A 14174-nucleotide genomic window follows, 5' to 3' on the forward strand; every position below is an offset into this window, starting at 1 on the left:
CGTGCTGCTGCTGGCCTTTCTTGGGGGATGGTCGCTGAGACGGGAGGCTCTGGGCCGTCTCTTTCTTTTCGTTGCACTTTTGTCGGTGCTGCTCTCTTTCGGACGGTTCTTTTCTCCCGTGTTTGATCTTTTTTATCATGCAGCTCCATTTTTCAGCCGCTTCAGGGTCCCTTCCATGGCGCTCATCATGTTCTCCACTGTTGCTGCGGCACTGGCGGCGCATGGTGCCGGCGCCCTCTTCAGGGTTTGTCCCGAAACACTCCACAAACCCCTTCGATGGGCTTCGCTGGCTTTTGCCCTGCTGCTGGTAGTGATGCTGATGCTTGGAGCCGGCGGCGTGGGTGAGAATTTCTTCCGCTCACTCTTTCCGCCCCCGTCGGCCGGAAGTTTTGATCTTGTGTGGATGGTCAACAGGGTGCGTTGGGAACTGATTGAGGGGGCTGCTCTGCTTTTCGCCCTTTTTCTTGCCATTGCGGCGGGACTTCTGTGGCTGGGGATCAAAAAGCTTATCCCGTTCCACTTCGCAATCCATCTGCTTCTTGCCGCGGCGCTTGCTGATCTTGCTTTCTGCAGCATGCAGATTGTTTCTCCTCCCCCTTCCTCACTTCGGAGCGCCTCGCTTGTCAACCGTGAAAGCTTCAGGCCGGCACTTCAGCCGGATGAAGTGACCTCCTGGCTTGCCCGGCAGGAGAAACCGATGCGTATCTATCCGGCTGGTCCCCTGTTCAGTGAGAACAAGTTTGCGATTTCGGGCATTGAGTCTGTGGGGGGATACCATCCGGCAAAGCTGGCCCGCTATGAACAGTTTCTGGCTGGTACCCGGAACCTTGCCTCCCTCGGGGTGCTGAAGTGCCTGAATGTAGGCTTCGTGCTGACAGCTGCTCCGGTTGAGCATCCCTCGTTGACTCTTGTGAAAACCGGTGATCTTCAGCGTATCGGGGGGCCTCAGAAAACATGGGTTTACAGGCTTGAAGGGACAATGCCGAGAGTGTGGTCGGCTGGACGGGCCGTGGGTGTTGCTGATGACGGGGAGCTCTTCAGGCTGCTGGAAGGTCAGGGTGGGGAGGAGAGCGTTCGGTCGGGCGAGGCAGTCTTCGTGGATGAATCGTCCCCTCTTGCCGGAAAAACATTTTCTCCCGCCATCATCATGAAGAGTGAGCGGGACAGCGAGTCGGCCCTTATTGAACTTTCCGCCGCCGGGGAGGCCCTGCTGGTTCAAAGTGAGATATTTTACCCTCTCAGGTGGAAGGCTGATATTGACGGTCACCCTGTGGCGGTGGAGAGACTCAACGGACTGCTTCGGGGGGTTGTGGTTCCTGCAGGCACTCATCGGGTGCGGTTCGTGTATGACCGCAGCAGCTTTGAAACTGGCCGGATGCTTTCGTTTGCGGGATTTGGCGCAGCGCTGTTGATGCTTGTTGCAGGAGTGTTTACTGGAGGCCGGGGCAGTGAAGAGAACTGACATATGACTATATTGGAGCTGTGGTTTTTCAATGCATGGGAACGGTCCGGCCGTTCCCGGTTAATCAATTGAGTACCGTGAGGAAAATTCTCTTTCTTGCCCCCAATTATCCGCCCGGTATGACTGACGGTTCATCAAGGGCCTTCAGGATAGCGTCCACCCTTCCTGACTATGGGTGGGAACCGATGGTCATTGCGCCGCCGGCTTTTGTTTCATCGGGAGAGTCTTCCGGCCCTGACGAGGCCGGCGAGGAAACTTCGGGGGTCAATGGAGAGCGGATATGGAGAACGGGCTCTCCTGTTGAGGTTGAGGAGATGGAGGCCTGTGGGGTTGCGGCACTGGCTTATGGCGGGTCTATGCCGCCGAAAGGAGCTTTGGGAAAAGTGCTTCCGTCGCGTTTCAGTGCTCCGGGGCTCTGTGCCATCTGGGAGAAGCATGCGGCAGCTCTTGCCGAAAAGGTTATGAGCCAGTTCGGAGATATTGATGCTGTCTTCGTACAGGGCCCCTCTGCCCGCGCTCTGGAAATTGCGCTGGAAATTTCCGTCCGTCACGGCGTGCCCGTTCTTTTCGATCTGCAGGCCCCTCTTGGCCGGCCATCATCCTTTGCCCCCTCGGGAAGCCTACGCTCAGGAGAATGTGGCTCCCTTGAGGAGAAACTGCTGACAAGCGGTTACAGCCTCATTACCCCTACGAGGGCACTGAAAGAATATTTTCTGACAAAGTATTTTGGCAGGGTCACCCATGACGACATCACCATTATTGCCGATACCCCTCATGATGCTGCCGACGACCCCCGCGCTCCGTGGGAAGGGATTGCGGATTCGACAGGCAGGCCGGTGTTTCTTCTGCAGCGTCTGACAGAGAAAGAGACCGGTGATTTTTTCCGTTCGCTCAGCCACCTCATGGGAGCTGCCGGTGGCTGCTGCAGTGATGCTGTAGTCGTGACTCATAATGCATCGGAAAAAATGCTGAAAAAATTCGGGCTTGAGGGCTCTCTGGAGCTTGTCTGCCCCTTCTCGGAGGAGGATCTGCTGGCGCTGTGCAGGAAAGCTGGTTTCATTTTTTATGCCGTCGGGCGACAGGATGAGGACGCGCTTCGTGTCCCCGAGCTTCTTGTTGATGTGGCGGGCATGGGAATCAGGTGGGCTGTATCGGCTCACGAGGGGGTGATTTCACGGTTTGCCTCCGAGGCAGGAGGGCTGTCGGTTCTGGCGGGTGACGAAGCCGCTTTGGCCGCCGGACTCAGGGAGATTGCCGGAGCCGCTGGTGGTAAGTTCACTCGGGGTATTGAGGAGCTTCCACAGCATGAAAAAGTAATGGAGGCTCTGGTGAGGGAGATTGCCCTGACACTGCCGGTCTGAAGCCTGCCGGATGGTGTGCTGAAAACGGAAAATCATTTTTTCATGAAGGGGATGAAAAATGATGCTTTCCGTTTTGTTTTTTTTTTAAATTCGCTTACATTGGTTGTCCTTATGGATTTTTCAGTACAAAGCGATTTGTCATCAGAGGTTTTTAAATAGAAAGAGAGTTCCAGTATGCCGACGATTCAGCAGCTTATCAGGCACGGTAGAAGTGTAAAAGCGTCAAAAACAGCGTCACCTGCGCTGGAGAAGTGCCCGCAGAAGCGCGGGGTCTGTACCCGTGTGTACACGACGACGCCGAAAAAGCCTAACTCGGCTCTGCGCAAGGTTGCGCGTGTCAGGCTCTCAAACAAGATTGAGGTGACGGCTTATATTCCCGGCGAAGGCCATAACCTGCAGGAGCATTCCATTGTTCTGATTCGCGGCGGCAGGGTAAAGGATCTTCCTGGTGTCCGTTATCATATAGTCCGTGGTTCGCTTGACACTTCGGGTGTTGCTGACCGCAGGCAGAGCCGTTCAAAGTACGGCGCCAAGCAGCCCAAAGAGGGCGGTGCGGCAAAGGGTAAAAAGTAAATCGAATCATCAATTCATCAGGGAATTATGTCGAAAAAAGGTGGCTACAAGAGGACGGGTGTAGATGTCCGGTACGGTGATGAGAGTGTTGCGCGTTTCATTAATGCGGTAATGCTTGATGGCAAGAAAGATGTTGCTACAAAGATAGTATATGACGCGTTTGCGATCATTGGTGAGAAGATGACTGAGGAGACGCCTCTGGAGGTATATCACCGTGCAATGTCCAACATCGCGCCTGTGGTTGAAGTCCGCAGCAAGCGTGTTGGTGGTGCGACCTATCAGATTCCGATGGAGGTGAAGCCTTCAAGACGCGGCGCTCTTGCGTTCCGCTGGTTGAAGCAGTATGCAGCCAAGCGTGGTGGCCGTTCAATGGCTGAAAAGCTGGCTGCGGAGCTGATGGATGCTGCGGGAGAGCAGGGAGCTTCGGTGAAGAAGCGCGATGAGGTTCATCGTATGGCTGATGCGAATAAAGCGTTTGCGCATTTCCGCTTCTGAGGCGACGACAGGTATAAATAGAATAAAACACTTGATATGACACGGCAGGTTGCACTGGACAAGGTTCGTAATATCGGCATTATGGCTCACATTGATGCCGGTAAGACCACGACCACTGAGAGGATCCTCTATTATACGGGGCGTCTTCACAGGATGGGTGAGGTTCATGATGGCGGTGCGACCATGGATTGGATGGAGCAGGAGAAAGAGCGTGGCATAACCATTACCTCGGCTGCCACAACCTGTTTCTGGTCTCCCAAATATGGGAATTATAAGGGGGAGAATCATCGCATCAATATCATTGATACTCCCGGCCATGTTGATTTTACTGTTGAAGTGGAGCGCTCGCTTCGCGTACTTGATGGTGCTGTTGCGCTGTTCTGTGCGGTTGGTGGCGTTGAGCCCCAGTCAGAAACGGTGTGGCGTCAGGCAAACAAGTATGGTGTGCCGCGCATCGCTTATATCAATAAGATGGACAGGACCGGAGCGGATTTCTTTGATACGATAAAGGCTATCCGTGAGAGACTGAATTCCAATCCGGTTCCGCTTCAGATTCCGATTGGAGAGGGCGAGATTTATGCTGGTTTTGTTGATCTTATCAGAATGAAGGGCATCATCTTCGACAAGGAGGATGGCAGTACTTATGAAGAGGTTGAGATTCCCCATGATCTTGAGAACGAGGCCCGGACATGGAGAATCAATATGCTTGAGGCTGTGTCTGAAGTTGACGAAACCCTGCTTGAGAAATATCTCAACGGAGAGGATATCACTGAGTCGGAGGTCCGCAAGGTGCTTCGCCAGGCAACGCTGAATGTTGACATCATTCCTGTGCTCTGCGGTTCTTCGTTCAAGAACAAGGGTGTGCAGTTCATGCTTGATGCAGTGGTTGATTACCTCGCCTCCCCGCTTGATGATGGAGAAATTGAGGGTCATCATCCCCGGACGGAAGAGGATGTTGTCCGTCATCCGAGTGATGACGAGCCTTTCGCCGCCCTTGCATTCAAGATTGCGACCGATCCTTTTGTCGGTAAGCTTACTTTTTTCCGGGTCTATTCCGGAATGCTCAAGGCCGGCAGTTATGTTCTCAACTCAATAACCGGCAAGAAAGAGCGGGTGGGACGGGTGCTGCAGATGCACTCCAACAAACGGGAAGATCTTGATGCCGTTTACGCGGGCGATATTGCAGCTGCTGTAGGTCTCAAGGAGGTGCGCACCGGTGATACTCTCTGTGACGAGGCCAACCCTGTCGTGCTTGAGAAAATGGTGTTCCCTGAGCCGGTCATTCAGATTGCAATCGAGCCGAAAACCAAAGTTGATTCCGACAAGCTCGGTGTATCGCTGGCAAAACTCGCTGAAGAGGATCCTACTTTCCGGGTGAAGACTGATGATGAGACAGGTCAGACGCTGATTGCGGGTATGGGTGAGCTGCATCTCGAGATTCTTGTTGACAGGCTCCGTCGTGAGTTCAAGGTTGAAGCCAATGTTGGTCAGCCCCAGGTTGCCTATCGTGAAACCATCCGCTCAAAAGTGGACTTCGAAGGCAAGTTTGTCCGTCAGTCTGGTGGTAAGGGCCAGTTCGGTCTTGTCAATATTACAGTTGAGCCGCTTGAAGAGGGCAAGGGGTATGAATTTGTCGATGCTGTTAAAGGCGGCGTGATTCCGAGGGAGTACATTCCTGCTGTCAATGCCGGTATTCAGGAAGCAATGAAAGATGGCGTCGTTGCTGGTTATCCAATGCAGGATATCAAGGTGACGCTGTTTGATGGCAAGTACCATGATGTTGACTCTTCTGAAATGGCATTCAAGATTGCCGGTTCAATAGGTTTCAAGGGCGGAGCCCGAAAGGCCAACCCTGTTCTGCTCGAGCCCATCATGAAGGTTGAGGTTGTTACTCCGGAAGAGTATCTGGGTGATGTTATGGGTGATCTTTCCGGCCGTCGCGGGCATATTGAAGGAATGGGTCAGAGGGCGGGTGCCCAGTTTGTAGGGGCAAAGGTTCCGCTTTCGGCCATGTTCGGATACTCGACCGACCTCCGGTCAATGACCCAGGGGCGTGCAAACTACTCTATGGAGTTTGAGAGTTATCGCGAAGTTCCGAAAAACATTGCTGAAACCCTTCAGGAGAAGCGCTCAAGCAAGGATGCCCAGTAAGAGAAGTTCAGTAAAAACCAATTTATCACAAACAACAAAAGCTAACAGATCGGAGATAAAGTTATGGCAAAAGAGTCCTACAAGAGGGATAAACCTCATGTCAATATCGGTACCATCGGCCATGTTGACCACGGCAAAACAACCCTGACAGCTGCAATCACTTCAGTGCTTGCCAAGTCGGGAATGGCTGATGCGCGCGAGTTTGGCGATATTGACAAGGCTCCTGAAGAGCGCGAGCGTGGTATTACCATTTCAACCGCCCATGTGGAATACCAGACTGTGAAGCGCCACTATGCGCACATTGACTGCCCGGGTCACGCTGATTACATCAAGAATATGATTACCGGTGCTGCCCAGATGGATGGCGCTATCCTTGTTGTTGCTGGAACTGACGGCCCTATGCCTCAGACCCGTGAGCACATTCTGCTTGCCCGTCAGGTGAATGTTCCTGCGCTTGTCGTATTCCTGAACAAGGTCGACATTGCTGATCCCGAGCTTCTTGAGCTCGTTGAGATGGAGCTTCGTGAGCTTCTGACCGAGTACGGTTTCCCCGGCGACGATATTCCTATCATCAAAGGTTCTGCTCTCAAGGCGCTTGACGGTGATGCAGAGGGTGAAAAAGCCATCATGGAGCTTATGGATGCGGTAGACAACTACATTCCTGAGCCTGTCCGCGATGTTGACAAGCCTTTCCTTATGCCTGTTGAGGATGTGTTCTCTATTTCAGGTCGTGGTACCGTGGGTACCGGAAGGATCGAGCGCGGTCGCGTCAAGATCAACGAAGAGGTTGAGATTGTCGGTATCCGTGATACCCGCAAGTCTGTTGTTACCGGTATCGAAATGTTCCAGAAGCTGCTTGATGAAGGACAGGCTGGTGATAATGCAGGTCTTCTGCTTCGCGGTGTTGATAAAAACGATCTCGAGCGTGGCATGGTTATTGCCAAGCCCGGTACAATCAAACCGCACACCAAGTTCAAGGCAGAGGTCTACATTCTGAAGAAGGAAGAGGGTGGCCGTCATACCCCGTTCTTCACAAACTACCGCCCTCAGTTCTACTTCCGTACCACTGATGTTACCGGTGCGGTAAACCTTCCTGAAGGTGTGGAAATGGTCATGCCCGGCGACAACCTTTCGGTTGAAGTTGAGCTGATTGCTCCTATCGCCATGGATGAAGGTCTTCGTTTCGCTATCCGTGAAGGCGGTCGTACCGTCGGTGCAGGTTCCGTTACCAAGATCAACGACTGAGTCTGACTGAATAAGGCTTCCCGGGGCGGAGTGAAAAGCTCTCCGCCCCTTTTTTATCGATAACACGAAACAGGGTTGACAAGTGGCTGTACAGCAAAAGATCAGAATCAAGCTCAAGTCTTACGACCATAGCCTGGTTGACAAGTGGGCTTCACGGATTATAGATGTGGTCAAGGAGACTGATGCAATAATCTTTGGACCCATTCCGCTGCCGACAAAATCGCATGTGTATACCGTGAACCGGTCTCCCCATGTTGACAAAAAGTCGCGTGAGCAGTTCTCATTCTCCTCTCACAAGAGGCTTATTGAGATCATGAACCCGACTTCAAGAACCATTGACCTGCTTATGAAGCTTGAGCTTCCGAGCGGTGTTGATGTTGAAATCAAGTCTTAACGAATTAGATAAAGAGCTATTGATATGGGTGCGATTCTGGGAAAGAAAATCGGCATGACCCGTCTGTACAATGAGAAGCGGGAAGCTGTGCCCTGTACCATCATCCAGGCCGGGCCCTGCTTTGTAACGCAGGTCAAGAGTGCCGGAATAGATGGATACGATGCGTATCAGGTCGGGATCGGCGAGAGGAAAGAGGCCAAGGTGACCAAGCCGATGCTGGGTCATTACAAGAAGGCCGGAGTTGCTCCCGGATATATGACTGCGGAATTCGACACATCCATGTTTGACGGCGAGCTGACTGCCGGAAGCCCCGTGCTTGTTGAATCGTTCACCGAAGGTGAGATTGTCAAGGTGCAGGGTGTTTCCAAGGGAAAAGGATTTGCCGGTGTTGTTAAACGCCACAATTTCGGTGGCGGCCAGCGCACACACGGTCAGTCCGACAGGCTTCGGGCGCCGGGTTCGATTGGAGGAGCTTCAGACCCATCAAAAACCTTCAAGGGTACCAAGATGGGTGGCCGCATGGGATCTGACACAATAACCGTCAGAAACCTTCAGGTGATAAAAATTATGCCTGAGTCAAGCCTGATTATGGTCAAAGGCTCTGTACCGGGCCCGAAGAATTCCTATGTAAGGATTGTTTCCACAAAAAAGTAAAAGCTGACTGCACGAAGCCATGGAACTTAAAGTCTTAACTACCGCCGGCACTGAATCCGGGGAGGTTGTTACCCTCCGCGATGACATTTTTGGAGCTGAAGTATCGGAGCATGCGGTATATCTCGATGTAAAGTCGATTCTTGCCAATCGCAGGCAGGGAACGCACAAGTCCAAGACCCGTGCTGAAGTCAGGGGTGGAGGTCGCAAGCCATATCGCCAGAAAGGAACAGGCAACGCCCGTCAGGGGTCAATCCGCTCTCCTTTGATGGTTGGTGGCGGCACCATTTTTGGACCAACGCCTCATGGGTATGACCAGAAGGTGAATAAAAAAGTCAAGGCGCTCGCCCGTCGTTCAGCATTCAGCTCAAAAGCTCAGGATGGGAGAATTCTTGTTGTAGAGGATTTCAAGCTTGACGAGATCAAGACCAAACCTTTCGCAGCGATTTTGAAGAATCTGGGTCTTGACGAGAAAAAGACGCTTATGCTGACCCCGGAATACAATGTGATTATTACCCGCTCAGGAAAAAACATCCAGACGGTCAACATCATGAGTGCCGAGAAGGCTTCAACCTATGATATTCTCAACAGTCACACAGTGCTGTTCCAGAAAGCGGCTTTGAAAAAAATAGAAGAGACTTTAGGGTAACCCCGGTATCCCGTAAACAGGAGAGAAGAGAATGAAAAACCCGTTGTTGCGCCCCTGGCTGACAGAAAAAAGTACCGGACTTACCGAAGATCGCGGTCAGTATGTTTTCCAGGTCAAGCTGGACGCAGACAAGATTGATATAAAAATGGCCGTCGAAGAGAAGTTCGGCGTGGATGTGAAAAGTGTCCGCACGCTCAACAGCCTGGGCAAAACTCGTCGGCAGAATACCCGTAAGGGGCTGGTTACCGGTAAAAAGAACGATACGAAAAAGGCCATTGTCACGCTTGGCGAGGGTCAGACGATAGATTTTTACTCGGGGGCAAACCCGAAGGGCGACGCATAGAGCTTACAACAAAGGTTAGATTATAATTTACAATGGCTATTAGGAAATTATTGCCGGTGACGCCAGGGTCACGATTCATGTCATACCCGGCGTTTGATGAAATCACCAAAAGCACGCCAGAAAAACGCCTGCTGGTGCCCCTGAAAAAATCAGGTGGCCGGAACAACACAGGACGGAAAACCTCTCGCCATCGCGGTGGTGGACACAGGCGTCATTACAGGATTATTGATTTCAAGCGTACCAAGGATGGCGTACCTGCAACAGTTGCTTCCATTGAGTATGATCCTAACAGATCATCACGAATTGCACTTCTTCATTATAATGATGGAGAAAAGCGTTATATTCTCGCCCCGAAAGGTTTGAAGGTTGGTGATAAGGTGGAGAGTGGTGACAAGGTTGAGGTTCGGACAGGCAATACCATGCCGCTGAAGAACATCCCGCTTGGCACCGACATCCATAATATTGAGATGAAGGCCGGAAAGGGAGGACAGATTGTCCGTTCAGCAGGAACTTTCGCTGTGCTTGCCGCCCGTGAGGGTGATTATGTCACACTGAAGCTTCCTTCAGGTGAAATTCGCAAGGTTCGTGTTGAGTGCAGGGCAACCATTGGGGTTGTGGGCAATACCGACCACGAGAACCTTGTTCTCGGAAAGGCCGGTAGAAGTCGCTGGCTTGGCATCCGTCCTCAGACCAGGGGTATGGCGATGAACCCTGTCGATCACCCGATGGGTGGTGGTGAAGGTCGTTCGAAGTCCGGTGGTGGCAGAAGACATCCCAAGTCGCCATGGGGACAGCTTGCCAAAGGGCTGAAGACCAGAAACAAGAAGAAGGCTTCACAGAAACTGATTGTTCGCGGCAGAAACGCAAAATAAAACAACTGCAGCGCTAAACTCTATCAAGCAGACATACTATGCCAAGATCTCTTAAAAAAGGACCCTATATCGACATCAAGCTGGAAAGGCGGGTCCTTGACATGAACAGCAGGGGTGAAAAGAAGGTACTGAAGACCTGGTGCAGAAGCTCCATGATCTCTCCTGATTTTGTCGGACACACCATTGCTGTCCATAACGGGAAGACCCATGTGCCTGTCTATGTCAGTGACAACATGGTTGGACATAAGCTTGGAGAGTTCGCACCTACCCGGACCTATCGCGGCCATGCCGGCGGGAAGGCAGAAAAGGGCGGATCGGCACCTAAGAGAAAGTAAATTGAATAACCGGAAAGGGTAAAGACTTATCATGCAAGCTAAAGCAATTTTACGGCATACGCCGACATCGCCCCGGAAAATGCGTCTGGTGGCGGGCCTTGTCCGCGGCAAAGCCGTTGACCAGGCAAAGGCAATCCTGCTGAACTCGACGAAGGCGGCTTCGCGCAATGCGCTCCAGACCCTGAAGTCTGCGGTGGCAAACTACGCTCAGCTCAATCCTGATGAGCGCGTAGGCGATCAGGAACTTTTCGTCAAGTCGGTGTTTGTTGATGGAGGCGCTACGCTGAAAAGAATGCTGCCTGCACCGATGGGCCGCGCATATCGGGTCCGTAAACGATCGAACCACCTGACCATTGTTGTGGACAGGGTAAAGAATCCAGAAACTAAATAACTTAGAAGGAGAGAACATTGGGTCAGAAAGTCAATCCTACTGGATTCAGGCTCGGCATCATCAGGGACTGGACTTCTCGCTGGTATGATGACAGTCCTGTCATCAGCGAAAAGATCAAGCAGGACCAGGATATCCGTAACTATGTCCAGACTCGTCTGAAGCGTGAGAAGGCCGGAATAGCGCGTATCATCATAGAGAGGACAAACAAGAACATCAGAATCAACATCTATGCTGCCCGTCCGGGTGCAGTGGTGGGCCGCAAGGGCGAAGAGATCAACAATCTTTCTCAGGAGCTTGGTCGCATCACCGGAAAAGAGGTGAAGATTGATGTTGTTGAGGTGGTCAAGCCTGAAATCGAGTCACAGCTTATCGGCGAGAACATTGCCTACCAGCTTGAGAACCGTGTTTCATTCAGAAGGGCAATGAAGCAGGCGATACAGACTGCAATGCGTGCTGGTGCAGAGGGCGTGAGAATTCGCTGTGCAGGACGGCTTGGCGGTGCTGAAATTGCCCGTGCAGAGCAGTATAAAGAGGGAAAGATTCCCCTTCATACAATCAGGGCCAATGTGGATTATGCCAGCGTGACCGCTCATACCATTGCCGGTACCATCGGTATCAAGGTCTGGGTTTACAAAGGCGAGGTTCTTGTTCAGCGCATAGACGCAATAGAGGAAGAGGAGATGAAGCGCATCAAGGAACGCCGCAGTGATTCCGGTCCCCGTTCGCGTGACAATCGTAACAAGCGCCGCCGTCGTCCTGCGGGAAGACCCTGAAGAAACCAGTACAACAAATCAGAAAATAGAATGGAGTTGCCGGTATGTTAATGCCAAAGAGAGTGAAATACAGAAAGACGCAGCGCGGACGCATGAAAGGCAACGCAGGGCGTGGAACAGATGTATCTTTCGGTTCGTTTGGCCTGAAGGCGATTGAGCCGGCATGGATTACCAGCCGTCAGATAGAGGCTGCCCGTGTGGCAATGAACCGGTATATGAAGAGAGATGGAAAAATCTGGATCCGGATTTTTCCTGACAAGCCGGTCAGTAAAAAAGCAGCTGAAACACGCATGGGATCTGGTAAAGGAGCGCCTGAATTCTGGGTGGCTGTAGTCAAGCCGGGTCGGATCATGTTTGAGGCGGACGGGGTTTCCAAAGAGATTGCGACAGAGGCCTTCAGGCTTGCAGCCAAGAAGCTTCCTATCAAGACCCGTTTCATCGTGCGTCCTGATTACGAAGGTTAAAGAGAATAAAATCAGCAAGAGAGCAACTATTATGAAAAAGTATGAAATTGCGGCAATGACCGAGAAAGAGCTTGTAGAAAGGATTGCCGAGCTTGAAGGCAGGCTTGCTGATATCAATTTTTACAAGGTTATCGAGCAGCCTCAGAATCCGATGGTTTTCCGTAATTCCCGAAGGGAGATTGCGAGGATGAAAACCCGTCTCCATCAGCTTACGGTTTTGGAGTCAGCGAAAAGCTGAGTCCGGGGCACCATAAAACAAACAGTTTACTTACATGGCAGAGAAGAACATGGGCGAGACCAGCCCCAATGCACAGGAAGCAGTAGCAAGAGGCCGCAAAAAGAGCTGGCTCGGCAAGGTTGTCAGTGACAAGATGGACAAAGCCATTGTTGTTGCCGTTGAGCGCAGGGTTCAGCATCCGGTTTACAAAAAATACTTCCGGAAGACCACGAGAATCATGGCTCACGACGAGAACAATGAGGCAGGTATCGGTGATCTCGTCAAAGTGATTGAGTGCCGTCCCATAAGCAAGCGCAAGAGCTGCCGGCTTGTGGAGATTCTTGAGAAGGCCAAGTAAGAGAGACCAGTATACATACACCTCATTAAAGTTTGAAACAGGATGATCCAGAAAGAAACCAACCTGGTAGTAGCCGATAACAGTGGCGCTAAAAAGGTCCGTTGCATTCATGTGTTTGGCGGAACCGGCAGGAGATATGCTTCCCTGGGAGACCAGGTCATCGTATCGGTAAAAGCAGCCGTACCGGGAGGCGTCGTAAAAAAGAAAGAGGTGTGCAAGGCCGTAGTGGTACGCTGCGCAAAGGAGCTGCGCCGTAAGGACGGATCATATATCCGTTTTGATGAAAATGCGGTCGTTCTTCTCAACGCACAGGGCGAGCCAAGAGGTACCCGTATTTTCGGACCCGTAGCCAGAGAGCTTCGTGACAGAAAATACATGAAGATTGTTTCGCTGGCGCCTGAAGTTTTGTGAGGCGCAAAAGCAGGCGGGAGTAACTCAGTTGGTAGAGTCACAGCCTTCCAAGCTGTTGGTCGCGAGTTCGAGTCTCGTCTCCCGCTCAGGATTTATGAATAACATCATACAGGTCAAAAATGAAAACAGGCGTTAAAAAACTCAAGGTCCATGTCAAGAAAAATGATATGGTGACGGTCATCAGCGGTAATGACAAGGGCAAAAGTGGAAAGGTTCTGAGGGTGTATCCGGTGAAAGGTCGGGTTATTGTTGAGGGTGTGAACATCCGCAAGCGCCACATGCGTCCTACCCAGAGCAGTCCGCAGGGACAGATTATTGAGAGAGAGTTTCCGGTTCACGCTTCCAATGTGAAGAAGGGCTGAGTATTTCCTAACAAAGTCAGGATGACCAAGACCATCCTCGGCAAATTGACATCAGAACACCATGGCCCAGAAGAAAGAAGAGGCGGCGGCAACTCCAGCAGCACCGACAGCAGCAAGGCTTCAGACCTTGTATCATGAAAAGGTGGTTTCGGCATTGACAGAGCGTTTCAAGTACGACAATGTCATGAATGTGCCGAAACTCAAGAAAATTTCCATCAACATCGGTGTTGGTGAGGCGGCCTCCGAGCCAAAACTTCTTGAGACTGCACTACAGGAACTTTCACAGATTACCGGCCAGAAGCCGCAGATCCGCAAGTCCAAGAAGGCTATTTCGAATTTCAAGCTCCGCGAAGGTCAGGCGATTGGATGCAGGGTGACGCTGCGAAGAAAGGCGATGTATGAGTTCTTCGATCGCTTTGTCAGTATCGCAGTTCCCCGTATTCGTGATTTCCGCGGTCTTCCTGACACCAGCTTCGATGGTCGTGGAAATTACACTGTCGGTGTCCGCGAACAGATTATTTTTCCTGAAATAGATATCGACAAGGTACCCCGTATTCAGGGAATGGACATCAGTTTCGTTACCTCGGCAACAACCGACGAAGAGGCATTCGTGCTGCTCACCGAGCTTGGCATGCCGTTTAAAAAGAAGAACAACTAATCAATACAC

At 51.7% G+C, this 14174-nt stretch carries 19 protein-coding genes, 1 tRNA gene and 1 pseudogene; all 21 read left to right on the forward strand.

Going from position 1 to position 14174, the window contains the following annotated elements; translation table 11 throughout:
- Positions 1–1462, forward strand: a pseudogene (locus tag EKD02_RS05725) (YfhO family protein); the annotation flags it as partial.
- 77 nt (positions 1463–1539) lie between these two features.
- Positions 1540–2823 (forward strand): glycosyltransferase family protein, encoded by a 1284-nt coding sequence (locus EKD02_RS05730; RefSeq protein ID WP_126384456.1) that lies wholly within the window; start codon positions 1540–1542, stop codon positions 2821–2823.
- Between the two features lie 174 nt (positions 2824–2997).
- Positions 2998–3396, forward strand: coding sequence for a 30S ribosomal protein S12 (gene rpsL, locus EKD02_RS05735; protein WP_011889492.1), 399 nt, complete (start codon positions 2998–3000; stop codon positions 3394–3396).
- Between the two features lie 27 nt (positions 3397–3423).
- A complete protein-coding gene (rpsG, locus tag EKD02_RS05740) occupies positions 3424–3891 on the forward strand; it encodes a 30S ribosomal protein S7 (RefSeq protein WP_126384459.1) in 468 nt (155 codons plus the stop codon).
- Between the two features lie 36 nt (positions 3892–3927).
- Positions 3928–6042, forward strand: a complete 2115-nt coding sequence (gene fusA, locus EKD02_RS05745; RefSeq protein WP_126341845.1) for an elongation factor G — start codon at positions 3928–3930, stop codon at positions 6040–6042.
- 63 nt (positions 6043–6105) lie between these two features.
- The gene (gene tuf, locus EKD02_RS05750) at positions 6106–7287 is read left to right on the forward strand and encodes an elongation factor Tu (RefSeq protein WP_126384463.1); all 1182 of its coding nucleotides are present in this window, start codon (positions 6106–6108) and stop codon (positions 7285–7287) included.
- An 82-nt stretch (positions 7288–7369) separates the two neighbouring features.
- Positions 7370–7681: a 30S ribosomal protein S10 gene (gene rpsJ / locus EKD02_RS05755; RefSeq protein ID WP_011889496.1), complete on the forward strand. Its 312-nt coding sequence runs from the start codon at positions 7370–7372 to the stop codon at positions 7679–7681.
- A 24-nt stretch (positions 7682–7705) separates the two neighbouring features.
- Positions 7706–8335 carry a 50S ribosomal protein L3 gene (gene rplC, locus EKD02_RS05760; RefSeq protein WP_011889497.1) on the forward strand — a complete coding sequence of 210 codons (630 nt, stop codon included), beginning with the start codon at positions 7706–7708 and terminating at the stop codon, positions 8333–8335.
- Positions 8336–8354: 19 nt separating this feature from the next.
- The gene (rplD, locus tag EKD02_RS05765; protein ID WP_126384466.1) at positions 8355–8981 is read left to right on the forward strand and encodes a 50S ribosomal protein L4; all 627 of its coding nucleotides are present in this window, start codon (positions 8355–8357) and stop codon (positions 8979–8981) included.
- Between the two features lie 31 nt (positions 8982–9012).
- On the forward strand, positions 9013–9324 hold the full coding sequence (gene rplW / locus EKD02_RS05770) for a 50S ribosomal protein L23 (RefSeq protein WP_011889499.1): 312 nt from the start codon (positions 9013–9015) through the stop codon (positions 9322–9324).
- 32 nt (positions 9325–9356) lie between these two features.
- Positions 9357–10196: a 50S ribosomal protein L2 gene (gene rplB, locus EKD02_RS05775; protein ID WP_126341841.1), complete on the forward strand. Its 840-nt coding sequence runs from the start codon at positions 9357–9359 to the stop codon at positions 10194–10196.
- A gap of 38 nt (positions 10197–10234) precedes the next feature.
- Positions 10235–10531: a 30S ribosomal protein S19 gene (gene rpsS / locus EKD02_RS05780; RefSeq protein WP_126384469.1), complete on the forward strand. Its 297-nt coding sequence runs from the start codon at positions 10235–10237 to the stop codon at positions 10529–10531.
- A gap of 31 nt (positions 10532–10562) precedes the next feature.
- Entirely contained in the window at positions 10563–10922 is a 360-nt protein-coding gene (gene rplV / locus EKD02_RS05785; protein WP_126341837.1) for a 50S ribosomal protein L22, read from the forward strand.
- A 17-nt stretch (positions 10923–10939) separates the two neighbouring features.
- Complete coding sequence (rpsC, locus tag EKD02_RS05790) at positions 10940–11695, forward strand: 30S ribosomal protein S3 (protein WP_126341835.1); 756 nt, start codon at positions 10940–10942, stop codon at positions 11693–11695.
- A gap of 44 nt (positions 11696–11739) precedes the next feature.
- Positions 11740–12159 carry a 50S ribosomal protein L16 gene (gene rplP, locus EKD02_RS05795; RefSeq protein ID WP_011889504.1) on the forward strand — a complete coding sequence of 140 codons (420 nt, stop codon included), beginning with the start codon at positions 11740–11742 and terminating at the stop codon, positions 12157–12159.
- A 31-nt stretch (positions 12160–12190) separates the two neighbouring features.
- Complete coding sequence (rpmC, locus tag EKD02_RS05800) at positions 12191–12397, forward strand: 50S ribosomal protein L29 (protein WP_126341833.1); 207 nt, start codon at positions 12191–12193, stop codon at positions 12395–12397.
- 34 nt (positions 12398–12431) lie between these two features.
- Complete coding sequence (gene rpsQ / locus EKD02_RS05805; protein ID WP_011889506.1) at positions 12432–12734, forward strand: 30S ribosomal protein S17; 303 nt, start codon at positions 12432–12434, stop codon at positions 12732–12734.
- A 42-nt stretch (positions 12735–12776) separates the two neighbouring features.
- Complete coding sequence (rplN, locus tag EKD02_RS05810) at positions 12777–13145, forward strand: 50S ribosomal protein L14 (RefSeq protein WP_011889507.1); 369 nt, start codon at positions 12777–12779, stop codon at positions 13143–13145.
- A gap of 13 nt (positions 13146–13158) precedes the next feature.
- Positions 13159–13231, forward strand: a tRNA-Gly gene (locus tag EKD02_RS05815).
- Positions 13232–13264: 33 nt separating this feature from the next.
- Positions 13265–13507: a 50S ribosomal protein L24 gene (gene rplX, locus EKD02_RS05820; RefSeq protein ID WP_011889508.1), complete on the forward strand. Its 243-nt coding sequence runs from the start codon at positions 13265–13267 to the stop codon at positions 13505–13507.
- Positions 13508–13568: 61 nt separating this feature from the next.
- Positions 13569–14165, forward strand: coding sequence for a 50S ribosomal protein L5 (gene rplE / locus EKD02_RS05825; RefSeq protein WP_011889509.1), 597 nt, complete (start codon positions 13569–13571; stop codon positions 14163–14165).
- The last annotated feature ends 9 nt before the right edge of the window (positions 14166–14174 follow it).

Source organism: Chlorobium phaeovibrioides, from assembly GCF_003968655.1.
GTDB lineage: Bacteria > Bacteroidota > Chlorobiia > Chlorobiales > Chlorobiaceae > Chlorobium > Chlorobium phaeovibrioides.

Excerpts from the sequence above, each read along its gene's own strand:
- rpsL (WP_011889492.1), top strand. The coding sequence starts at position 2,998 with ATGCCGACGATTCAGCAGCTTATCAGGCACGGTAGAAGTGTAAAAGCG.
- rpsG (WP_126384459.1), top strand. The coding sequence starts at position 3,424 with ATGTCGAAAAAAGGTGGCTACAAGAGGACGGGTGTAGATGTCCGGTAC.
- fusA (WP_126341845.1), top strand. The coding sequence starts at position 3,928 with ATGACACGGCAGGTTGCACTGGACAAGGTTCGTAATATCGGCATTATG.
- tuf (WP_126384463.1), top strand. The coding sequence starts at position 6,106 with ATGGCAAAAGAGTCCTACAAGAGGGATAAACCTCATGTCAATATCGGT.
- rplC (WP_011889497.1), top strand. The coding sequence starts at position 7,706 with ATGGGTGCGATTCTGGGAAAGAAAATCGGCATGACCCGTCTGTACAAT.
- rplD (WP_126384466.1), top strand. The coding sequence starts at position 8,355 with ATGGAACTTAAAGTCTTAACTACCGCCGGCACTGAATCCGGGGAGGTT.
- rplW (WP_011889499.1), top strand. The coding sequence starts at position 9,013 with ATGAAAAACCCGTTGTTGCGCCCCTGGCTGACAGAAAAAAGTACCGGA.
- rplB (WP_126341841.1), top strand. The coding sequence starts at position 9,357 with ATGGCTATTAGGAAATTATTGCCGGTGACGCCAGGGTCACGATTCATG.
- rpsS (WP_126384469.1), top strand. The coding sequence starts at position 10,235 with ATGCCAAGATCTCTTAAAAAAGGACCCTATATCGACATCAAGCTGGAA.
- rplV (WP_126341837.1), top strand. The coding sequence starts at position 10,563 with ATGCAAGCTAAAGCAATTTTACGGCATACGCCGACATCGCCCCGGAAA.
- rplP (WP_011889504.1), top strand. The coding sequence starts at position 11,740 with ATGTTAATGCCAAAGAGAGTGAAATACAGAAAGACGCAGCGCGGACGC.
- rpmC (WP_126341833.1), top strand. The coding sequence starts at position 12,191 with ATGAAAAAGTATGAAATTGCGGCAATGACCGAGAAAGAGCTTGTAGAA.
- rpsQ (WP_011889506.1), top strand. The coding sequence starts at position 12,432 with ATGGCAGAGAAGAACATGGGCGAGACCAGCCCCAATGCACAGGAAGCA.
- rplN (WP_011889507.1), top strand. The coding sequence starts at position 12,777 with ATGATCCAGAAAGAAACCAACCTGGTAGTAGCCGATAACAGTGGCGCT.
- rplX (WP_011889508.1), top strand. The coding sequence starts at position 13,265 with ATGAAAACAGGCGTTAAAAAACTCAAGGTCCATGTCAAGAAAAATGAT.
- rplE (WP_011889509.1), top strand. The coding sequence starts at position 13,569 with ATGGCCCAGAAGAAAGAAGAGGCGGCGGCAACTCCAGCAGCACCGACA.